Genomic DNA, 20685 nt, shown 5'->3' with positions numbered 1-20685 from the left:
GCCATGACCGTTTCGGTTGCCACGCTCATCCTCGTGATGGCCGCGCCCGCTTTTGCCTCCGGCTCGTCGATGCCGTGGGAACAGCCGCTGCAACAGATCCTCCAGTCGATCGAGGGCCCTGTCGCCAAGATCATGGCGGTAATCATCATCATCGTCACCGGCCTGACGCTCGCCTTCGGCGACACGTCTGGCGGCTTCCGCCGGCTCATCCAGATCGTGTTCGGCCTGTCCATCGCTTTCGCGGCGTCGAGCTTCTTCCTGTCGTTCTTCTCGTTCGGCGGCGGAGCGCTGATCTGATGGCGGGTTCGGTCGAACAGAGCGGGTCAATGCCGGACTACGCAGTGCCGGGTTATGCGGTCCTCGTGCACCGCGCGCTGACCGAGCCGATCCTGCTCGGCGGCGCCCCGCGCGCCATTGCCATCATGATCGGGACGCTTGCGGGCGCCGTGGGGCTGGGGCTGCGTCTGTGGCTCGTCGGCATCGCCATCTGGGCGATCGGCCATGTTGCCGCCGTCTGGGCCGCCAAGCGCGATCCGCTCTTCGTCGACGTCGTTCGCCGGCATCTGCGCATCCCCGCGCATCTCACGGTCTAAGCGAGGTCGCGCCGATGATGAACCTTGCCGAATATCGTAACCGTAGCAGTCGGCTCGCCGACTTCCTGCCCTGGGTGTCTTTGGTCGGCGCCGGCGTCGTCCTCAACAAGGACGGCAGCTTCCAGCGCACCGCGCGCTTTCGCGGTCCCGATCTCGACAGCGCCGTTCCGGCCGAACTGGTTGCCGTCGCCGGCCGCCTCAACAATGCCTTCCGGCGTCTCGGCTCCGGCTGGGCGATCTTCGTCGAGGCGCAGCGCCATGCCTCGACCCGTTATCCCGACAGCAGCTTTCCGGATGCGGCCTCGACGCTGGTCGACGCGGAGCGCAAGGCGGGCTTCGAGGAGGCTGGCGCGCATTTCGAGTCCAGCTACTTCCTGACGCTCACCTATCTCGCGCCCGCCGAAGATACTGCGCGAGCGGAACGCTTGCTCTACGAAGGCCGCGAGAAGAGGGGCCTCGACCCCAATGCGGTACTGACCGAGTTCGCCGATCGCAGTGACCGCGTCCTGCGCCTTGTCGAAGCCTTCATGCCGGAGTGCCGCTGGCTCGATGACGCCGAGACGCTGACCTATCTGCATGGCTGCGTCTCGACCAATCGCCACCGGGTCCGCGTGCCCGAAACGCCGATGTATCTCGATGCCATGCTGGCCGATCAGCCGCTGACCGGCGGGCTCGAGCCCCGGCTTGGCGCGTCGCATCTGCGCATTCTCACGGTCACGGGGTTCCCGACCGCGACCACGCCGGGTCTGCTCGACGAACTGAACCGGCTGTCCTTCCCGTATCGCTGGTCGACACGCGCGATCCTGCTCGACAAGACCGATGCGACCAGGCTGCTGACAAAGATTCGGCGTCAGTGGTTCGCCAAGCGCAAATCGGTCGCGGCGATCCTCAAGGAGGTGATGACGAACGAGGCGTCCGTCCTCGTGGACACCGACGCCGCAAACAAGGCCGCCGATGCCGACATGGCGCTGCAGGAACTCGGCGCCGACTATGCGGGCATGGCGTATGTCACCGCGACGGTGATGGTTTGGGACGATGAACCCGGCATCGCCGACGAAAAACTGCGCCTGGTCGAAAAGGTCATCCAGGGCCGCGATTTTACGGCGATCATTGAAACCATCAACGCCGTCGACGCCTGGCTCGGCAGCCTGCCGGGTCACGTCTACGCCAACGTCCGTCAACCTCCCATCTCCACCCTCAATCTCGCCCACATCATCCCGCTTTCCGCGGTGTGGGCGGGGCCGGAACGGGACGAGCATTTTGCAGCGCCCCCTCTGCTCTTCGGCAAGACCGAAGGCTCGACCCCGTTCCGGCTTTCGCTTCACGTCGGCGACGTCGGCCACACGCTGATCGTCGGCCCGACCGGCGCGGGCAAGTCCGTGCTGCTGGCACTGATGGCGCTGCAGTTCCGCCGCTATCCAGGGTCACAGGTATTCGCCTTCGATTTCGGCGGCTCGATCCGCGCGGCCGCACTCGCCATGGGCGGCGACTGGCATGATCTCGGCGGCGATCTCAGTGATGGGGCGATCGACAGCGTCAGCCTTCAGCCGTTCGCCCGTATTCATCATGTCCCCGAGCGCGCCTGGGCCGCCGACTGGATCGTGTCGATCCTGACGCGGGAGAACGTGGCGATCACGCCTGAGGTCAAGGAGCATATCTGGACGGCGTTGAGCTCCCTGGCCTCCGCGCCTGTCGAGGAGCGCACCATCACCGGTCTGGTCGTCCTGCTGCAATCAAATGATCTCAAGCAGGCATTGCGTCCCTATTGCGTTGGGGGTCCCTACGGCCGCCTGCTCGATGCCGAGCGCGAACATCTCGGATCGGCGTCGGTCCAGGCATTCGAAACCGAAGGACTGATCGGAACGGGTGCTGCGCCCGCCGTCCTGTCCTATCTCTTCCATCGCATCGAGGACCGGCTCGATGGCTCGCCAACACTTCTCATCATCGACGAAGGCTGGCTTGCGCTCGACGATGATGGTTTTGCCGGCCAGCTCCGCGAATGGCTGAAGACGCTACGCAAGAAGAACGCCAGCGTCATCTTCGCCACGCAGTCGCTCAGCGACATCGATGGTTCGGCGATCGCGCCGGCGATCATCGAGAGCTGTCAGACCCGGCTTCTCCTGCCGAACGAGCGCGCCATCGAGCCGCAGATCACGGCGATCTATCGCCGCTTCGGCCTCAACGATCGGCAGATCGAGATCATCGCGCGGGCGATGCCGAAGCGCGACTATTACTGCCAGTCCCGTCGCGGCAATCGGTTGTTCGAGCTCGGCCTGTCGGATGTGGCGCTCGCGCTCTGCGCCGTATCCGCCAAGACCGACCAGTCCGCGATTTCCCGCATCGTCGCCGAGCATGGCCGCAGCGGTTTCCTCGCTGCCTGGCTTAGCCACCGTGGCGTCGGCTGGGCCGCTGAACTCGTTCCCGCCCTAACCAGCCCCGCCGTCACCAACAAGGAGAAGTCCCCATGAAACTGCGCCGTTCACTTGCCCTGCGGTTCGCTGCAGCCCTGCTTTCCGCACCCCCCGCCTTCTCGCCCATCCTGGCGACGCCGGCACACGCCTTGATCGTTTTCGATCCCTCGAACTATTCGCAAAACGTCCTGACGGCAGCGCGCTCGCTCGAGCAGATCACCAACCAGATCACCTCGCTTCAGAACCAGGCGCAGATGCTCATCAACCAAGCCCGCAATCTCGCAAGCCTGCCGTTCTCCTCGCTGCAACAGCTCCAGCAGTCCGTGCAGCGTACGCAGCAATTGCTGGGCCAGGCGCAGAACGTTGCCTATGATGTCCAGCAGATCGATCAGGCCTTCCAGCAGAAATACGGCAACGTCTCTCTGTCGGCTTCGGATCAGCAACTCGTCGCCGACGCGCGTTCGCGCTGGGGCAACACGGTCGGTGGCCTTCAGGATGCCATGCGTGTGCAGGCGGGCGTCGTCGGCAACATTGACACCAATCGCAGTGAGATGTCGGCGCTGGTCGGCCAGAGCCAAGGTGCGACCGGAGCGCTTCAGGCAACACAGGCCGGCAACCAGCTCCTCGCGCTTCAGACGCAGCAGCTCGCCGATCTCACCGCGGTCGTCGCCGCGAACGGCCGGGCGCAGGCCCTGCAATCGGCCGAGCAGGCCACCGCTGCCGATCAGGGCCGCGAGCAGCGCCGCCGCTTCCTGACGCAGGGCTCGGGCTACCAACCCGGCAGTGCGCAGATGTTCTATGGCACGAACTGAGGCCGGCGCGATGGATGGCAAGACCCTCGCTCGTGTCAGTGCAGTCGTCTTCATCGCGGTCGCTTTGACAGTGACCGCGATCGAAATGAGCAGCAAGGACGAGCAGCCTGACGCTATTGCGACGGGGGACCGTTCCATCGCGTCACAAGACCCGCTCGCGGCCGAATTGCGCAGCTGTACCGGGATCGGCGAGGCCGGCCCTCGCGATCCCGGCTGCCTGAAAGCGTGGGCAGAGAACCGGCGCCGGTTTTTCGGTCAACGTGACCCGGCAACCGCGCCTGCTCCGGTAGCGCCGACAACGCTGTTTCCGAATGTGCCGGCGTCAGACCGGAAAGAAGGGAAGCGGACGGAAGTGACCGCTCCGGCGATGCAGGTCGAGCCGGCTCGGCCGGAGGCTCGCTGACATGGGCGGCATGGGGGTCATCGACCATTTCCTCGAAGTCTTCACGCGCTACATCGACAGCGGCTTCGGCCTGCTCGGCGGGGAGGTCGGCTTTATCGCGACGACCCTGATCGTCATCGACGTGACGTTGGCTGCGCTCTTCTGGTCCTGGGGGGCGGACGACGACATCATGGCGCGCCTCGTCAAGAAGACGCTGTTCGTCGGCGTCTTCGCCTATCTCATCTCCAACTGGAACAATCTCGCCCGCATCGTCTTCGAAAGCTTCGCCGGGCTTGGCCTGAAAGCTTCGGGTACGGGTTTTACCGTCAACGATCTCATGCGCCCGGGCAAGGTGGCGCAGACCGGGCTCGATGCCGGCCGGCCGTTGCTGGACTCGATCTCGAACCTGATGGGCTATTGGTCCTTCTTCGAGAACTTCATCCAGATCGCCTGCATGTTCTTCGCCTGGGCGCTGGTGCTGCTGGCCTTCTTCATCCTGGCAATCCAGCTCTTCGTCACGCTGATCGAGTTCAAGCTGACGACGCTCGCCGGGTTCGTGCTCATACCCTTCGGTCTGTTCGGCAAATCCGCGTTCATGGCCGAGCGGGTGCTCGGCAACGTCATCTCGTCCGGAATCAAGGTGCTCGTGCTCGCCGTGATCATCGGCATTGGCACGACCCTCTTTTCCGAGTTCACCTCGGGATTCGGCGGGACCACGCCGTCGATCGACGACGCCATGGCGATCGTCCTGGCCGCGCTGTCGCTGCTCGGCCTTGGGATCTTTGGACCGGGCATTGCCAACGGTCTCGTCTCCGGCGGCGCGGCTGTCAGCGGCGGAGCTGCAGCGGCGGCTCGTGGCGGTGCTGCCACCGCGGGTAGGGCATCCACAGCCTACGGCCTCGGCGCGGCCGGAGAGTCTGGCTTTTCCAGCGTTGCATCCGGGATCGGCGGTGTCATCGCAGCCGGCGCGCAGGGCGCCATCTCACCGCTCAAGCGCGCGGCCAACAATGCGGCCGGCAGCATGAAGCACAGCTACCAGTCGGGCGCTCGCGCTGCCTTCGAGACGACGGGCGGATCATCCACCGCTGGCACAATCGGCGCGAACGCCCCCGAATCCGGCTCCGCTTCCGTCGCGTCCTCCGCAAACGAAAGTCAGCCCGCCTGGGCGCAACGCATGAAGCGCTCGCAACAGATGACCCACGGCGTCCAGGCCGCCGCCCACGCCGTTCGCAGTGGCGACAGCCATGGCGGCGGCTCCTCAATCAACCTCTCTGAAAGAGACTGAGCATGTTCAAACGACCGTCCACGCACTATGGCAAATCCCCACAGCCCGAGACACCCTACCAGCGCGCCGCCCAGGTCTGGGACGAGCGCATCGGTTCGGCTCGCGTGCAGGCGCGCAACTGGCGCACCATGGCCTTTGGTTGCCTGGCGCTCGCTGCGGGGTTCTCCGCCGCGCTCGTCTGGCAATCCGCCAACGGCTCGATCGTGCCTTGGGTGGTGCAGGTCGATCGTCTCGGCCAGGCGCAGGCTGTGGGGCCTGCGGCCGGCGACTATCAGCCGAACGATCCGCAGATCGCCTTCTACCTGGCGCACTTCATCGAACAGGTGAGGTCGATCCCCGCCGATCCGGTCATCGTGCGGCAGAACTGGCTGCGCGCCTATGACTTCGCGACGCAGGGCGGGGCGCTGGCTCTCAACGACTATGCGCGCGCCAATGACCCGTTCACCAAGGTCGGCAAACAGCAAGTCGCCGTCGACGTGTCGTCGGTCATCCGCGCATCGCCGGTGAGCTTCCGCATCGCGTGGATCGAGCGCCGCTATCAGGATGGTTCACTCGCTTCCACGGAGCGCTGGTCCGCCATTCTCACCATTGTCGTGCAGCCCCCGCGCGACGCCGACACGCTGAGGAAGAATCCGCTTGGCGTCTACATCAACGCCATCAACTGGTCGAAGGAGCTTGGACAATGATGCCCGCATCCTGCAATACCGCCCCCCGGGGGTGTCCGGCTTTCCTCGTTCGCGCAATGCCGACGTTCCGTAGGACAGCCTTTCCAGCACTTCTGCTTTTGACCTTGGCGCTTGCGGGCTGTGCCACCAGGCAGAAGCCGCCGGAGATATCCTATGACAATCCTATCCCGGCCGTGCAGGCGGTCGATCCGTCCCCGCCCGTCAAGGTGGTAGAGCTGTCGAAGCCGCTGCCGCTTCCCGGCCAGTTGAAGCCGGTCGGTAAGGACGCAAGGCCCGACCCGGAACCGACCGATCCGACCGCGCGCGTAAATCTGGCAAACGCGGCCGCGCGGGTCCAGCCTGTCCGCAACGGCTTCATCAACTCGATGCAGGTCTATCCGTGCGTCGATGGCGCGCTCTACCAGGTCTATGCCTCGCCGGGGCAGATCACCGACATCGCGCTGCAGCCCGGCGAGCAGCTCGTCGGCTCCGGTCCCGTCGCCGCCGGCGACACTGTGCGCTGGATCATCGGCGATACCGAGAGCGGTACGGGCGGGGCCAAGCAAGTCCACATCCTCGTCAAGCCGACTCGCGCCGACCTGATAACCAATCTCGTCATCAATACCGATCGGCGTACCTATCACATGGAACTGCGCTCGACGCCGTCGACCTATATGGCGTCGGTCTCCTGGCAATACCCGCAGGACCAACTCATCGCCTTGCGCAGGCAGAACCAGCAAGCTGAGGCTGCACAGCCGGTCTCGACAGGCATCGATCTTTCTCGCGTCAATTTCCGCTACGAGGTGACGGGCGATCGCGCACCGTGGCGGCCGCTGCGCGCCTTCGACGATGGCAAGCAGGTGTTCATCGAGTTCCCGCGGGGCATCGGCCAGGGTGAGATGCCGCCACTCTTCGTGGTAGGGCCGGAAGGCGACACGTCCGAGCTGGTCAACTATCGCGTGCGCGGCAACTACATGATCGTCGACCGGATGTTTGCCGCCGCCGAGTTGCGCTTCGGCGCCGGCAAGAACCAGAGGCGCGTCCGCGTCTCCCGCACCGATGGGGTAAGGAGCAGTCGATTTTCATGGATGCATGGCCCTGGTGAGACCCCGCCAGCGACGAACCTCCGAACAGGCAGGGGAGGGTCGTCATCATGAGCGACAAAATGGATCCCGGGAAGAAAGAAGGCCGGGGGCCGGCGAATGACGCCCGGCCGGAGGCACCGGTCGAGGATGACGCCCGGCCGTTGACAGGTGAGCCGGCCGCGGCCATGCGGCTGCGCGCCGAGCCGTCGCGCGTGACGCGTCTGTCCCGCAAGGCGTTGGCCGGATTGGGGCTCGCCGCTAGCCTCGCTGTCGGCGGTGCGCTGATTTACGCGCTTCAGAACCGTCAGCAAGGCCAGGGTCAGGAGCTCTATTCAACCGATAATCGTTCGACGCCCGATGGGCTCGCCGGTCTGCCAAAGGACTATACGGGCGTTCCAAAGCTTGGCCCACCGCTTCCCGGCGATCTCGGCCGCCCGATCCTCAACGCGCAGAATGGCGGCACCGCGCCATCGACAGGCCCCGTTGGACCGGACCCGGAGGAGCAGCGCCGGGAGCTGGAACTGGAAGCGGCGAGGACCGCGCGTCTGTTCGCGTCCACGCAAACGTGGCCCGCAAGCGACGCGACCGCCGCTCAGCTTGGAACAGGCACGACAGGCACCATGCCACAGACCGACCTCGCCAGCCTTGGCCTCACGCCGCAGCCGGCGACACTCTCGGCGCAGGACCGCCAGCGCGCGTTCCTCGATCAGCCGCCGGACAAGCGCACGGTCTCAGCCGATCGCGTCGCGGCGCCGGCGTCGAAAAACGTCCTGCAGGCGGGCGCCGTCATCGCAGCCGCCCTCATCACTGGCATCCGCTCCGACCTGCCGGGCCAGATTACCGCGCAGGTAACGGAGAATGTCTATGACAGCCCCACCGGACAAGTCCGTCTCATTCCGCAGGGGACGCGCCTCATCGGCCAATATGACAATGGTGTGGGCTTCGGCCAGCGTCGCGTGTTGCTGGTCTGGACCAGGCTGATTTTCCCCAACGGCCGCTCCATCCTTCTGGAACGTGAGCCTGGCGCGGATGCCGAGGGCTATGCTGGTGTCGAGGACGGCGTCGACTATCACTGGGGCGAGTTGTTCAAGGCTGCAGCACTTTCCACGGTTCTGAGCATCGGGGCGCAAGCAGGCTCATCGGGCCAGGAGAGCGACATCATGCGCGCTCTGCGCCAGGGCGCCTCGGACAGCATCAGCCAGACAGGCCAGCAGATCGTCCAGCGGCAGCTCAACATAGCGCCGACGCTCACCATCCCACCGGGATTCCCGGTGCGCGTCATCGTCACGCGCGATCTCGTGCTTGAACCTTATGGAGGCTGAAATGGCCAAGCTGAAGCTGGGGCCAATCGCTGACGACAAGCCTGTCAAGGTCATGGTGGAACTACCCGCGGCATTGCACCGTGACCTGATCGCTTATGCCGAGATACTCGGCCGCGAAGCGGGGCAACGGCCAGCCGATGCGCCGCGCCTCATCGTTGCGATGTTGGAGCGGTTCATTGGAACGGATCGGGGCTTTGCCAGGGCAAAGCGCTCGGAGGGTGGTTGAAGGCCGGACGACTGACGTCGAACCGGGTCAGTCGCGCCCCGTTCATGGAGTTATTTCAGGTTTCGCGCTTGACGGGGGTAGGCCCGGGTCGCGTTGCGGTCACCAGGTTTCTTGCGGTCCCAACCAGCCGCAGGAGTGCACGCTTTGGATTAGATTCCAGCCACACTGCCTTGATCGAACTGGTGCTGCTCTGGCCACTGATGGGTTTCCACACTGTAGCGTCGATGGCGACGGTCCTGGCAAAACCTTCGCCGGCCAGAGTAACGCCTTCACCGAGTTGCACCTTGAGGGTGACGGTCGCTTCGCTCGCGGAACATATTTGAACAGCGGGGCCACCATCCGCGGCAATCTTTTCCAGCAAAACCGGATCCTGCGGCGAACCGACCGAAACCAGCAGACAAGTATCTGCAAGATCCCTCCATCTGACTTCCGGCCTTCCAGCGAGCGGATGGCCACCGGGCAGGAGAACAAACAAGCGCTCGTGCCCAAATAGCTCGCTGCGGCATAAGGCGCCGTTCTCGAGCCCGTGCGTGAAGACGATGTCAAGGCGCCGGCGACGTATTGCCGCCAGACACTGTTCATGGGGAACGTCCTCGATGGCGATGCTCACGTCCGGATGTAAGCTGCGAGATCGATCGACAATCCGCGCCACGAACGCCCGGCCTATCTGGCCGCACAACCCTATCTTGATTGTTTTGGCATCATGGTCGCCGCGACCACCTCCGGCCAAGGCATCTTGCAAGCCTTCATAGTGAGCCCGGACGAGGTCAGTCCAGGCCCGGCCTGCTTCAGTCAGCCGAACACCATGGACGTCGCGATCAAACAGCTGCATGTCCAGCAATTGCTCGAGAGCAACGATGTTGCGGCTGACACAGGATTCCCTCACTCTAAGGACTCTTGCTGCCTGCCTGAGGCTACCATGGTCGACAGCTGCGAAGACATGGTCCAGACGGCGCAACGTGTTGTTGACCTGTCTCAAGGCTCAAGCGCCTATTCCTGCGCGGCGGCGACGCTAACCGGCAGGGTCAGACTGGTTTCGTAGACGTACTCGAGCGGAATGGCTGGAGTGGCCATCTGGGAAAGGTACCGGTTGAGGTTTTCCGCGCTATTGCTCGCAGCGAGGCTACAGAAATTTCCGCTGTTCCACGTCAGGGAGCAGTAGCTGAAATGCGCGCGTATTGCGCCGGCCATCTCTGCCAAAGTCACCTCATTGCCGAACATCGTATTCAGAACGAGGCTTTGCTTCTTCTCGATTTCGTCTGGGGGAAAATAGCGCGCCTTGAAACCAAAATCCTTCTGATATTCGCGACGCCTGTAGTCCGGCTCCTCGGTTGCCCGGAACTTTTCGACGAAGACGAAGATTCCGTCCGCCTTGAGGTGCTGGGTCACGAACTCGATCTGGCTTGCTCTGTTGGGCGAGTACATCTGGAAGGTCGTATCTTCGAGAATAATATCGAAACCGCGGGCGAAATTTGCCAGTCGCGGATCCGAGCCCAGGACGTCCTTTGTCAAATGATGAAAGGGACCAATGAAAAAGTCGGCGTGCGGTGGTTGGCCATAGGCCATGAAGCATTTGTAATTCTCCGCGTTTGGGCTGCACGACAGCGTGCGTATTTGTCCCTTGGACAGTTCGGACAACGTTCTCGCCATCGTGCCTTCCGCCGTTCCAAGGCTGTATAGCGAAAGCGGAGCGCCGCTATGCCCTGCGTATTTCAGCACTGCGTAGGCCATCCGGCACTCTTCCTCCAATCTGTAGGGAATGCTGCCGTGATAATGCTGGTCGAAAAAGCCTTGTCGTGCCGCATGCAGTCTGACTAGGCCGCGCAGCAGTTCATCGCTCGGCAGAAGGCGGGCGTCGGCGACGGGCTTGCGGATTGGCATCCCGCTCTTGCCAGCGGCGGTCGCGGCGAAAAAGCCGGCTAGCCCGTTGATCCGTGGGCCATGGTCGCACTCAGCCAGAAAGTCGTCGAGTCCACGCATCGCAGTATGCCTCCAGCACCGTTCCATTGGTGAGATGCCGATACGTCGATGGGGGAAATTCCACTAAGATAAGTGGGGTCTAATATTTCGCCGGGCTCAAGTATTGGCTGAGCCAACTCGTAGTCCTGCCGGATACAGGCGGCTTTCACTCGTTTGCCATTTTTTCGCTAAAGTCACATCTTCTACCAATCCAGAGTTATTTGCGTGTTGTTCAGCAACCCATGGTTCGCCACATCATGCGACGACTGGTCACTCGCCAGTAAGGAGGCTGTGGATACGTGAATACTCTTGCCCTCGACCCGACCGAGAATCGCCGGTCACGTCACCAATCGCTTGCCCACAAGTATGAGAGTTGGGGGAGCGTGCGGGCGGACGTAGTCAAAAGAACAGGGCTTGAGCGCCAGGAGACAAGACTCCTCCAGCCAAACCATGTGTTCTTGATGAACCTGAAAGGCACAGCAAGCCGCGGCGAAGACATTGTGGACGGACGCCGGATGGCATTTTCGCCGCGCCGGGCCGGTTCGATAATCTTCATGCCGGCCGGCACTGATTGGAATGGGTGGGACGAGGGGGACGCGACCGCTTCCTATCTCCTGGTCTCGATTGAAAAAGGGTTCGCCGACGATGTGTTTGCGGGAATGGCTGCCCATCGCCCGGCAGTGCTGCCGCCTTCGATCGGATTTCGGGACGGCACTGTAGAGCTGGCGTTGCAGAGGATTGCGTTGGAGCTCAGGCAGCCTGACCCCATCAGCGCAACGATGGTGGAGTGCCAGGCCACGCAAGCGCTCGGGCAAATGTTCAGGTTGAACGGCTTCCATCAGGAACCGGCAAAAGGCGGTTTGTCATCGTTCGATCTCAAGCGAGCGGTGGGAATGATCGAGGCGTTGTCGGACGGCAGACCTACGCTCGCCGATCTGGCAAAAGAGATTGGGGTTAGCCGGTTCCATTTCTGGAGGGCCTTCAAGCAGTCGACAGGCATGACGCCGCACGCATTCATTGCGCAGCGACGGTTGGAGCAATCCGCGGACATGCTGCGATCAACCAATTTGTCGGCGACGGAAATCGCGATGGAATGTGGTTTCGGCAGCTCGAGCCATTTCACGACCGCCTTTAAACGGGCCTTCGGCGCGGCGCCCATGGAATTTCGACGTAACTGCAGAATCTAGGCCGCCGCTTGTCGGTTCTCAGCAAGTATCGGAAAACCCCGACATCACAGTAAAGCAGGGTTGGCGGAAGAAGGTATCCATCGGCGGTCAGCCGGATACGCCGCTCATGTCAAACCTGGTTCGAATTCATCATGGCAAAGGACGGCCCAACCGGGCCAAACCCTGCCTCGGATTGCTGGCCAGCACGCTATCGGCGGCTGTTGCCCGAAACGGCTACTACATCGCATCCGCCTGGATTCTCGTCGAGCGAGGGTACGGAACCGCCGGTGTCGCGACGTTCCTTGCGATCGTCAGCGTTGTCGAATTCATCGCGAGCCCTTTGGCCGGCGTAGCGGCGGATCGATTTGACAGGCGATGCTTGAACGTTGCGGCAGACCTCAGCCGCTTCCTCCTTATGCTGGCTACCGCTTGCGCGTTCCTCTACATGGACGTGTTTCTGATCATTTGCCTGTCAGCGGCCTTCTTTTCGTTTTGCGACCGTGTCGCGCTAACGAGCTCTCAATCAATGATCCCCGTGATAGCTGACGGCCGCGATCTTGTAGCCACGAATTCCGCCGTCTTCTTCGTCATGCAGTTTGGCAACCTCGGCGCAGCTCTGCTTGCAGGGCCGTTGCTGCATGAGCGCTCCCCAGCCCTGCCATTCACCGTTCTTGCTGCCTTCTTCCTGTTTTCAGCGGGCTGCCTAGCCTTGATGCGGCTGCAACCGGTTTCGCGCGATGTCCGCATCGCCAAAATCTCGGCAGCCCAAATCGATCCGAGCCTGCGTCGTCTCATTGTCGTCTACGCGCTTCTCTATACAAGCGCGGTGCTTGTCAGCGTCATGGGATCTAGCTTCGTCTTCCAGGAGCAGAAGGGTACTGCCGTGAATTTCGGCTACCTTGAGGCCGCATGGTCAGCGGGCTCACTGATCGGCGCGGTCTCTCTATTCCGGATTGAAAGATCGATGAGCACTCATGCGCTCCATCTCATGCTGTTGGGCTTAACGGCGCTGGTACTCATGGCGCTGGCATCTCTGCCCACGCCCTGGACAGTGATCCTTTTTGCCGCGCTCGGATTTATATACAATCTTGGACGCGTCAGCGTTGAATGCACATTGCAGTCGCTTATATCGATCTATCTGTTGGGCCGGGCAAAAGGCATTATGCACAGTGTGGCCGTGGCGCTCGGACTACTCATCTTCGGCATCGCCGCCGCTGTCGGAGATCGAGCATTTCCTTCGACGATTTTCTTCAGCTTCGGAGTGGTGCTCCTCATCAGTATTTTGTGTTTGAGCGTCGGTGCCGGTCAGCCGGAAGAAAAGGGTGAATCGTGAGGTGGAAGAGCTAACAGCAGGCGTAGATGCGAAACAGGCAGTCTTGGGGTCGCTGGAGGCACTCTACCCCTGGATGAAACCTTATCATTCCCGGCCGATCCGCGATTATGCGTTTCGCCTGTTTACGACGCCGGCTTCGGGTCCCATGCCAGAAATCCGGCTCCAAGCCTTCACCAAACTACTCGGCATCATCAGGAGGGCAGCGACACGAAACGGATTGTCGACCGACACCGCCTCGGAAATCTGCAGGGATTTCGAAAGGCGCCGCGTGTTGCAGACAGGCCCTCATTTGTTTCTCCTTATGGAGCCAGAAGCCTATTACACGCATATCTTCAGCCTCCTTGGTCTCTCGGCGCATGGCTGTTCGACCTATGTTTCCTACGCCGTTTCAACGGTGAACCTTGTTGAAAAGCCACGCAAGGGGCCAGGCTGGCTCACCATTGACGGGAAGCCGGTCAACGTCTTTGGCCTGAGCCGAAGCCGGATGATCGGATACAGCCTGCTAGCCGGGCGGGGACCCTATAAGTTCGAGTTGTTACCGACGGAACCAAACACTGGGGGCGACGCGCTCACGCTGCTTCGTGCCGTTCTGCCGAAGACGCAGTTCGAGCGCCCCGCGCATGCCATCAAGGCAGCCAATCTCATCCTTTGGCCAAAAATGTTCGGAGGCCACTTTGCCTTCCTGCAGATCGACGACGAGGATATCACCGACCTGGTGGCGGCCCATCTGTCGGACGAAAATTCGTGGCTGCGTATGAGACTGCTGGAAGACCCGAAGTTCGCCTCCAATATCCTTGCCGGCCTCGATGGGCTTGCGTCCGGCCCCTGGAGTGGCTGGCTCTCGCGCGGTACTGATTTCTTCTGGCTCTATGAAAATGGTAAACGCCATCCGCTGCGCCTGATCGCCGGCGAACTCATCGATCCTGCGACCGGTAGGAAGGTGGCGTGCTTCACAGCCCCCGACATCCTCGAGCGGCTGGCAAACCGCAGCCTTGTCCCAAATCTCCTGCTGATGTTTCTGGTTTTGTCGATCCTGCCCGGCGTACGCGCGCTTGGAGGCAGCTACCAACCGATCTACTACCCCCTGATGCGCTATGTCGTCTGCCGGGCGCTCGAGGCCGCAGGCGTGGATGAAGATCTACGGCGGGCTCTCGCAACCGACGACGCACCGGGTGCTTGGGGACATCGGGTAATTGAGTGTGATGATGATCCGCTTGAGCTATTCCTGAATGGCGGGAACGGCGCGATGAGTAATCTTATCGACCGTTTGGGCGACATTTCCTTCGCCGAGGCATGTGGAGGCATGAAAGGCTTCGTGTCAGACCCGTCGTGGCATGAACTTCACAGCCGCCTGCGGAACGGGCTGGTCACGCCGGCCGACGAGGAATGGGCCTTCTCCTGAACTGTTTATATGATCTAGCGGCTGGCATATGTGCCGGGATGCGAAGTGCTGCTTTGCGCCTCATCTAAGCCGCTCCGGATCGAATCAGCTGATCCCGAAACCTGCCGTAAGTTCACAATTAGCATGGCCGCATATTCTGGCAGGGCACGTATGTGTTTGAGCAGCTTTTTGCTCGTCGCCTCTCTCGAACGTAGCAACGGGGGAATTTTCACTCCAACGTACTTCCCGCGTGAATCGCGTGCGCCACCAGCTGCGTTTACATGCATACCGAAGCGTTCCTGAAGTGGGCCGTTGCGGGCAAAAAAGCCTCGTCGAGCGGCCCTGCCAATTCTTCAGAGCGAGGCACCCATAGGTTACCGTGCCGGTGCATCGGGAGGTGCGGAACCGGTGTGGGGTCCCAGCTGACTCGCTCGTGGACAACGTGGCCATCTACCGACCAAATGATGGTGTTTGGTCGCCATTCAATCGCATAGGTATGGAAATCTTCAGTCGCGTCGAAGCCTAGTTCGATACGGCACGGAGACCCTCGGTAACCGAAGCCCATCGCACTCCCTTCATCACCAGGGTTGAAGTAAACATTGACCAGCATGCGCTGCGGGTCGTTTCCGGAAAGCTCGACGTCGATTTCTTGTCGCGGGGACTCTCGATGAAGGAAGAAACCGGTTACGAGGCCCGATCCCGGGGCGGCCTTGATTTCAGCCTCGAAACGCCCGTGACCGAAGGGGCGCGTTGAGGCGAAAGCGCCAGACTGAAATGGCCTGACTCCGTCGATCGCCTTTGACAGGGTGAGCTGGACGCCATCGGGCCCGTGCCGGAGCCCCACCGTGGCGAACGAAGCCAGATTGCCTGGAAAGGTCTCTACGAGAGTTTTTAGCCAAGGACTCGGGCTGTCCATGCCGGCTGCCAAGACGGTCGTCCCCGGTGAAGACATGTGCCGGTTCGATACCCGCCCGCGCTCCCATATGGCCTGTGCGGGCAAAACCCAAGGAGAGTCATCGAGTAGGGACACCTCCGTAAAGGTTCTCGCAATCGCTGTAGGGGAGCCATCCGATCGGTCGTCGCGGAACATCCTCCACGTACGGGGCGTGCCAATCGGGAAGGCGTGTACAGGTTCGGTCAGACCTAAAGGCGCGCAGAGCTGCGCCCAGGTCCGGCCATCTTGGCGCTCGTTCAGCACCGTTAATCGGGAAGGTCGCTTCAGCTCAAGGGCTGTCCGGAACGCGGCGTTCGGCTCGACAATGAATTTTGTCCCACTTTGTTTGATCGCCGCAGACAGGGCTTCGGGCGTCAGCGGGGCATCGACGAGAGCGTCGAAGATGCCTCCGAGTGCCGAAAGCTGCTTGGCATCGATTGGCTTTTCGTCGCCGTCGAAGGCTCTCACACGCAGTCCTAGCATCGACAGTGCCATGGCCAGGCTTTCCTGTTGACCGCCGGAACTCCAGGCCAACACTTGGCCAGACGGCGCTTGGTCCGGCCGCATTGCGCCTGATCCGGAATCCACAATTCCCGCCCGAGCGAGATAGGGCAACACCGAGTAGGAATTGTCCGACGGCCCGTCCTCTCTCTGGAGGATCGCAGGTGATGCCAGGGCAAGTGCGCCGAGTTCGGAGAGCCGATGGTTGATCCAGAGGTCGGCCGGTCCCACAACCGGCATCGATCGTAAAAGCGCTGCGGCCCCGTCGGGCGACAGCACGTAGCCCGACAGAAACCAGAGACCGCGTACGGGGCGAAACAGTGCTTCGCACTCGTCGATTCGTTCCGCAGTGCCTCCCGCGTCCCGATAAGACAGGTAGAGCAGGGGCGGTCCGTGATCTTTCCCGCAGCGCTCCAATGCTGCGCGCCACCCTCGGTCGATAGCGGTGGCAGCGCCGCGTCGGAACCAAATGTCGTCCTCCAGCACTAGGACGTGCCCATCAGATCCGTTCGCAATGGCCTTCCATGCCTCGATATGCGATCTCGCGACGGCGACTTCCTGCCGCGTCATCCTGATCGGCTCGTCCAGCCCGAAACACTCCTGCAGCCGCGCGTCGGGTTGCACGAACAACTGAGCGCCCATGCGATATGTCGTGTCGACATCGGCGGTCGCGGCTACGGCCCTTCCATCGCGAGCATCTATCGCGGCAAGCCGATGGGCTATTGATGTCAGCGAAGCGCCATTGTGTGTTCGGAAACGACCGAGTTCCCGGCAAACGCGCCTCCATCTGTTTGGCTGCCTGTCCAGGTTTATCACCACGATAGACTCAATCCTGTCTTTGCCCGGACCGAACGCTAAGATCCGAGGGCCGGGGATGGCACCCAGCGCCGCACGAGATATACGGAAGGTGAGTGCGCGCAAGGAACTCGAAGCTTTTAGAAGGTTCATTGAGCCAAACTTCCTGACATGGCAGTCTCAGCAGACGTCCATATTCCGCCAATTGCGAGCATCGTTTCGATAGGAAAGATCCCAGCGCGTTTCCGCGATCACGCTCCAGTCCCGGATCAGTTCAAAGTCCAGATCGGCGCCGACGCCCTGCAACGCATGTGCATGTGCTGCGAGGCTGGCCGTAAGGTTACCGGGGCCGGTCGTAGACTGGATTTCCGGTCGCGGGCGTCTGCCCAGCAGCCTCTCCGTTGCGCGGGCGAGAGCACGTCGTAAAAGGGGGTGCCTGGGTGGCGCTATGATGGGATTGTTGTTGACGTAAAATATGCGATTGGCGGTGGGCAGATCGTGTTGCCAGATCTGTGCCGCCGTAATCATTTTCCCGGTCGGAATGTCGTAGCAGAGCGGCTGCAGCTTTAACTTGCTGTCAAGAAGCAATTGCTTCCAGCCGTCGCCCACCAGCACGTCATCAGCATCGACGTACAAGCCACCCTCGGCCAGCATGACGCACATCCGCAAATAGTCGCTGCGCATCGCCGGATGCCGACATCGCTCGAACGCCGCACGCTCGGGGGGTCCGTATACATCACTGATGTATGCAGCGGCTGACGCGTCATGAAAGGTTCGAAACTCGAAGCCCTCCTCCTTCTGCAACGGGTTCCAACTGTTGAGGCATTCTCGCACGTCGCCCGGTACATCGTTCGGATCGTGCCAGTATCGCACCAAGATGCGGGGGATCGCCGCATCATCTATCGTTTCGTTGATACTGGGCAAAGAGCATTCATTGAGCTTTTGCAAGGTGAGGTACCGAATGAAGGCAGACCGTAAATGATCGTCCTCCTCGAAGCCGGGTTGGTACATGCCGAAGGCGCCTCTTTGGTTGTGAACGATTTGACTGCAAAGTGGCGGGAAGATGGGCTTGTAACAAGGTCATGCCGGTAGAGGCGGTCGGCTCTTGTCGATAAGCAGATCGCACAGGAACCCCGCAAGTGGATATTCCGCGACCAAAATAGGCCACCGCGCAATTCGTAACTCATGGCTAGTTCGACCGCTTTTTAAATAGGTCGTCAAAAATGCGATCGGCACCCCATGCCTGGGCGGATGTGAAGGCGAGCAAGCGTTCGTCCTCAGGGTTAAGCGGTTGCTCTCCTGGCTTGTAGCCGAGATCGTGCTCTGCTTCGGACCATGCGTGCTGAAAAAGCGTCTTGATCTGCAGCTCGAAGACATCCGGGACGAGGGCCTTGTCCTCAGCAGCGCCATACAGGTCGCTCGGCATTAGGAGAATGTGGTGCCTACCAAAGTATCCAAACTCCCATTGGTGCTGAGGAACGACGTGTTTCGATTCGATTGGTCGAAACTCCCGAAGGATGACCTCTTCGATCACCGGAACGTCGCTCGAATAGAAGGCAATTATCCTCGCGCCGATCTGATCTTGAATCTGGTTGAGCGGGTCATCGTATTTCAGCTTATCGCCGTCCGCCTTCTCCGCCTTACTCATGAAGCGATCGATTGACTTTGGACGTGCGGTCACGCGGTCAACGCGAGGGGTGCCCGCAAAAATTTCGGTCAGATTGCCGATCAACGCTGTCGCTACTGGCGTCAGCGCTTTGGTGTACCGATTCGTATAGTCGGTTCGAAGGTCCGTCATTTTGACCTCGCTATCTTTTCACTCACGACAGAACCTACAGTGGAGTACTTGTATTCTCCGTCAACTTCAGCGTGGACCGGCTCCTTCGTGAAGACCTCATCAAAGTCGGCCGACGGCGCGGTAAGCACCGCTCCGGAGCTCAGCTCCACGGTGCGGTAAGGCACCTGCTCAGTGAACACAGGAGCGTCGAAAACGAAATTCTCAGCCTGGATTGCCGGATCCTTTATCTCGGCGAGGATTGCGTTTCGGGTGGGCTCAGAGAAGTGGAAGTGGTCGAGAAAGCCGTTCACGCTGGTGGTCTGTCCCTGCATACCTGGGCCGAGAGTGACCGCCGACGCGATCTCACTTTTCACGGTTACGTCCTTGGCTTTGCTGACCGCTGCTTTGAGCGCGAGCGCAAGCCGGCGCGTTCCGCGCGTAGGGGTCGTTCGAAGGCCGGAATCGAGGAAATCGTTGATCCAGTATTGAGAGACCTCACGCTCTCGACTCTCGATCTGTTTGTCGATGGCGCGGCCCGTCCAGAAGCCGTTGGTCAGCGACGTATGCTGGTAGACGACCGCTTTGTATGAGTAAGCGTTTCTCATAAAGACGCGCTCAAGAAAGGCGAGGGTCAGGGTTGCCGCCTCTGCCTCCGCCAACACTGCACTGTGAGCTGGGAAGCGCGACACGACGATCTTACGGTTTTGGCCGTCCTGACCCGCCACGAGAAACAGCAGTCCCAGGCCTGACCGTTTGGTGGTGTGCTGCGCCAGCCGCTCGGCCAATAGACGGCCGGTGTCGATCGTCCCGTTGGTGAGGTGATTGATCAGAAGTGCTCGGCATGGGTTCGTCTGGGTGCCGTCTGCTCCCAGGCTGAACGCAATGTCGATTGTATACTCGTTATCTGATCGCAGATATACCTCTTCCAACAGGTCGAAGAGCTTACCCTGTAGTGGGACAGCAGAGCCATTGATAGCGTCGACCTCGCCGGCTCCTTTGCCGGGATAGACAAGGTATGTATAAATACTTTGAATAGGCACGCTATTCCCCCCTGAAGTAAGTGCAGAAAAATCGCAAAATCGCCCCTTTGCTGCGGCTTACTCCGCCACATAGAAGCTTCTAGCACGGAATGTATCTCAAACATTTGCCTGAAGATTGTCAAACGGCAGGCGCTAGAATGCGCTGCAGAAAGGAAAACGACCTCCCCATGATGCGATCTCCGTCAACGGGAGCTCTCATCGGGCCATTCTCAAACCTTCGCTATTCGGGACAGAAGGGCGGCTATCGCTGATGAGCGATGCCGACATCTGCCGGTTCGCTACCCGCCCAAACGCTGAGGGCGGCAATGCGCCTCATGTCGGCCGTTTAGACCCATTTTCGGCGTTCCCAAAAGCGGACATTGCGAGCGCTAGGCGGCACATCTAAGTGGCGACACACCGGACATTGATCGCGAGGATAGCCACAACACAATGGACTAGCGCTGCTACTGACGGCCGTATTTCTTGAAGGTCGCGTTCCTTCGCGATCCTCTGAGGTGCATTACGCATCGCCGCGACGAAGGCAGCGGCCTCAGCGCCGCAGTTGATCATTGGGCAAATCACTCCGTAGGCTCTGGTGCTCGATAGGGCAGGGACTATTCTAGCCGCCAAGACTAAAATTCGGTGGGCACACCCACCTGAAGTCGCATAAAATGCAGTCCGGAACTCAATCAGGACCAAGGCCAACAAGAGGCCACAAACAGGGTTAAGCGCCGGGAGGCTTGGCGGGCGAGATGAGCGTGCCATTCGAAAATCTGCCGGCGCAGACAGAAGTGCATCCGGCATCATCCCTGTTTCCAGGACGGCCGTCATCAAGACTGTCGATAAGCGAAGCGGCGAGATCCATTCATTGCTGCAAAGGTGGATCGGAATAGCGTGTGCCAAAGGTCAAAGGTCAACCGCGGTGCACGCAGCGAGTTCGTCGACGGTCCCGGGTGCTGACCGAGATATGCCCTCATATCTTGGTCCGCTCGCGCCTTGCGCGGAGCGAGCCACCATTCACCAAGGGAACCCAATCCAG

19 protein-coding genes are annotated in these 20685 nt (G+C 61.1%); 13 read left to right on the top strand and 6 right to left on the bottom strand.

Annotation, left to right across the window (positions count from 1 at the left end):
* Nucleotides 1-3 precede the first annotated feature (3 nt).
* Genes X730_RS152940 through X730_RS152985 form a run of 10 tightly spaced genes read left to right on the top strand, consistent with a single transcriptional unit; the run spans nucleotide 4 to nucleotide 8781 of the window.
* Nucleotides 4-297 carry a TrbC/VirB2 family protein gene (locus tag X730_RS152940; RefSeq protein WP_245261355.1) on the top strand — a complete coding sequence of 98 codons (294 nt, stop codon included), beginning with the start codon at nucleotides 4-6 and terminating at the stop codon, nucleotides 295-297.
* On the top strand, nucleotides 297-593 hold the full coding sequence (locus tag X730_RS152945; RefSeq protein ID WP_023826214.1) for a VirB3 family type IV secretion system protein: 297 nt from the start codon (nucleotides 297-299) through the stop codon (nucleotides 591-593). The genes X730_RS152940 and X730_RS152945 overlap by 1 nt, the downstream gene beginning before the upstream one ends.
* Nucleotides 594-607: 14 nt before the next feature.
* Complete coding sequence (gene trbE, locus X730_RS152950) at nucleotides 608-3061, top strand: conjugal transfer protein TrbE (protein WP_023826213.1); 2454 nt, start codon at nucleotides 608-610, stop codon at nucleotides 3059-3061.
* On the top strand, nucleotides 3058-3816 hold the full coding sequence (trbJ, locus tag X730_RS152955; RefSeq protein ID WP_023826212.1) for a P-type conjugative transfer protein TrbJ: 759 nt from the start codon (nucleotides 3058-3060) through the stop codon (nucleotides 3814-3816). The genes trbE and trbJ overlap by 4 nt, the downstream gene beginning before the upstream one ends.
* Nucleotides 3817-3826: 10 nt before the next feature.
* The gene (gene trbK-alt, locus X730_RS152960; RefSeq protein WP_023826211.1) at nucleotides 3827-4219 is read left to right on the top strand and encodes a putative entry exclusion protein TrbK-alt; all 393 of its coding nucleotides are present in this window, start codon (nucleotides 3827-3829) and stop codon (nucleotides 4217-4219) included.
* A gap of 1 nt (nucleotide 4220) precedes the next feature.
* Nucleotides 4221-5483 carry a P-type conjugative transfer protein TrbL gene (gene trbL, locus X730_RS152965; protein WP_023826210.1) on the top strand — a complete coding sequence of 421 codons (1263 nt, stop codon included), beginning with the start codon at nucleotides 4221-4223 and terminating at the stop codon, nucleotides 5481-5483.
* 2 nt (nucleotides 5484-5485) lie between these two features.
* On the top strand, nucleotides 5486-6169 hold the full coding sequence (gene trbF, locus X730_RS152970; RefSeq protein ID WP_023826209.1) for a conjugal transfer protein TrbF: 684 nt from the start codon (nucleotides 5486-5488) through the stop codon (nucleotides 6167-6169).
* Nucleotides 6170-6225: 56 nt separating this feature from the next.
* The gene (trbG, locus tag X730_RS152975) at nucleotides 6226-7305 is read left to right on the top strand and encodes a P-type conjugative transfer protein TrbG (RefSeq protein WP_050588103.1); all 1080 of its coding nucleotides are present in this window, start codon (nucleotides 6226-6228) and stop codon (nucleotides 7303-7305) included.
* Nucleotides 7302-8555, top strand: coding sequence for a TrbI/VirB10 family protein (locus X730_RS152980; protein ID WP_023826207.1), 1254 nt, complete (start codon nucleotides 7302-7304; stop codon nucleotides 8553-8555). The genes trbG and X730_RS152980 overlap by 4 nt, the downstream gene beginning before the upstream one ends.
* Nucleotide 8556: 1 nt before the next feature.
* Nucleotides 8557-8781 carry a DUF2274 domain-containing protein gene (locus X730_RS152985; protein WP_023826206.1) on the top strand — a complete coding sequence of 75 codons (225 nt, stop codon included), beginning with the start codon at nucleotides 8557-8559 and terminating at the stop codon, nucleotides 8779-8781.
* A 55-nt stretch (nucleotides 8782-8836) separates the two neighbouring features.
* Here X730_RS152985 and X730_RS152990 read toward each other — a convergent pair whose 3' ends face one another.
* Entirely contained in the window at nucleotides 8837-9760 is a 924-nt protein-coding gene (locus X730_RS152990; protein ID WP_023826205.1) for a LysR family transcriptional regulator, read from the bottom strand.
* 11 nt (nucleotides 9761-9771) lie between these two features.
* Complete coding sequence (locus X730_RS0133630; protein WP_031196854.1) at nucleotides 9772-10761, bottom strand: class I SAM-dependent methyltransferase; 990 nt, start codon at nucleotides 10759-10761, stop codon at nucleotides 9772-9774.
* Between the two features lie 440 nt (nucleotides 10762-11201).
* Here X730_RS0133630 and X730_RS152995 point away from each other — a divergent pair, with 440 nt between their 5' ends.
* From X730_RS152995 to X730_RS153005, 3 genes are all read left to right on the top strand, one after another.
* Nucleotides 11202-11927 (top strand): AraC family transcriptional regulator, encoded by a 726-nt coding sequence (locus tag X730_RS152995; protein ID WP_245261345.1) that lies wholly within the window; start codon nucleotides 11202-11204, stop codon nucleotides 11925-11927.
* A 106-nt stretch (nucleotides 11928-12033) separates the two neighbouring features.
* A complete protein-coding gene (locus X730_RS153000) occupies nucleotides 12034-13239 on the top strand; it encodes an MFS transporter (protein WP_031196852.1) in 1206 nt (401 codons plus the stop codon).
* Nucleotides 13229-14641, top strand: a complete 1413-nt coding sequence (locus X730_RS153005; RefSeq protein ID WP_023826202.1) for a hypothetical protein — start codon at nucleotides 13229-13231, stop codon at nucleotides 14639-14641. Before X730_RS153000 ends, X730_RS153005 begins: the two co-directional genes overlap by 11 nt.
* A gap of 256 nt (nucleotides 14642-14897) precedes the next feature.
* Here the strand turns inward: X730_RS153005 and X730_RS153010 are convergent, their stop codons facing one another.
* The 4 genes from X730_RS153010 to X730_RS153020 all read right to left on the bottom strand — a co-directional run bounded on the left by X730_RS153010 (nucleotide 14898) and on the right by X730_RS153020 (nucleotide 19667).
* Nucleotides 14898-16697, bottom strand: a complete 1800-nt coding sequence (locus X730_RS153010; protein ID WP_196814817.1) for a family 16 glycosylhydrolase — start codon at nucleotides 16695-16697, stop codon at nucleotides 14898-14900.
* A gap of 333 nt (nucleotides 16698-17030) precedes the next feature.
* Nucleotides 17031-17861, bottom strand: a complete 831-nt coding sequence (locus X730_RS153015) for a glycosyltransferase (RefSeq protein WP_023826200.1) — start codon at nucleotides 17859-17861, stop codon at nucleotides 17031-17033.
* 178 nt (nucleotides 17862-18039) lie between these two features.
* A complete protein-coding gene (locus tag X730_RS1000000165315) occupies nucleotides 18040-18648 on the bottom strand; it encodes a RelA/SpoT domain-containing protein (protein WP_023826199.1) in 609 nt (202 codons plus the stop codon).
* A complete protein-coding gene (locus tag X730_RS153020; RefSeq protein WP_023826198.1) occupies nucleotides 18645-19667 on the bottom strand; it encodes a hypothetical protein in 1023 nt (340 codons plus the stop codon). The genes X730_RS1000000165315 and X730_RS153020 overlap by 4 nt, the downstream gene beginning before the upstream one ends.
* Nucleotides 19668-20685 lie beyond the last annotated feature (1018 nt).

It is taken from the genome of Mesorhizobium sp. L103C131B0, assembly GCF_000502275.1.
Taxonomy (GTDB): Bacteria; Pseudomonadota; Alphaproteobacteria; order Rhizobiales; family Rhizobiaceae; genus Mesorhizobium.
This window is presented reverse-complemented; position numbering and strand designations above follow the sequence as displayed.

Coding starts and splice junctions, on each gene's coding strand:
- X730_RS152940 (WP_245261355.1), top strand. CDS start 4: ATGACCGTTTCGGTTGCCACGCTCATCCTCGTGATGGCCGCGCCCGCT.
- X730_RS152945 (WP_023826214.1), top strand. CDS start 297: ATGGCGGGTTCGGTCGAACAGAGCGGGTCAATGCCGGACTACGCAGTG.
- trbE (WP_023826213.1), top strand. CDS start 608: ATGATGAACCTTGCCGAATATCGTAACCGTAGCAGTCGGCTCGCCGAC.
- trbJ (WP_023826212.1), top strand. CDS start 3,058: ATGAAACTGCGCCGTTCACTTGCCCTGCGGTTCGCTGCAGCCCTGCTT.
- trbK-alt (WP_023826211.1), top strand. CDS start 3,827: ATGGATGGCAAGACCCTCGCTCGTGTCAGTGCAGTCGTCTTCATCGCG.
- trbL (WP_023826210.1), top strand. CDS start 4,221: ATGGGCGGCATGGGGGTCATCGACCATTTCCTCGAAGTCTTCACGCGC.
- trbF (WP_023826209.1), top strand. CDS start 5,486: ATGTTCAAACGACCGTCCACGCACTATGGCAAATCCCCACAGCCCGAG.
- trbG (WP_050588103.1), top strand. CDS start 6,226: ATGCCGACGTTCCGTAGGACAGCCTTTCCAGCACTTCTGCTTTTGACC.
- X730_RS152980 (WP_023826207.1), top strand. CDS start 7,302: ATGAGCGACAAAATGGATCCCGGGAAGAAAGAAGGCCGGGGGCCGGCG.
- X730_RS152985 (WP_023826206.1), top strand. CDS start 8,557: ATGGCCAAGCTGAAGCTGGGGCCAATCGCTGACGACAAGCCTGTCAAG.
- X730_RS0133630 (WP_031196854.1), bottom strand. CDS start 10,761: ATGCGTGGACTCGACGACTTTCTGGCTGAGTGCGACCATGGCCCACGG.
- X730_RS152995 (WP_245261345.1), top strand. CDS start 11,202: ATGAACCTGAAAGGCACAGCAAGCCGCGGCGAAGACATTGTGGACGGA.
- X730_RS153000 (WP_031196852.1), top strand. CDS start 12,034: ATGTCAAACCTGGTTCGAATTCATCATGGCAAAGGACGGCCCAACCGG.
- X730_RS153010 (WP_196814817.1), bottom strand. CDS start 16,697: ATGGGCGCTCAGTTGTTCGTGCAACCCGACGCGCGGCTGCAGGAGTGT.
- X730_RS153015 (WP_023826200.1), bottom strand. CDS start 17,861: ATGTACCAACCCGGCTTCGAGGAGGACGATCATTTACGGTCTGCCTTC.
- X730_RS1000000165315 (WP_023826199.1), bottom strand. CDS start 18,648: ATGACGGACCTTCGAACCGACTATACGAATCGGTACACCAAAGCGCTG.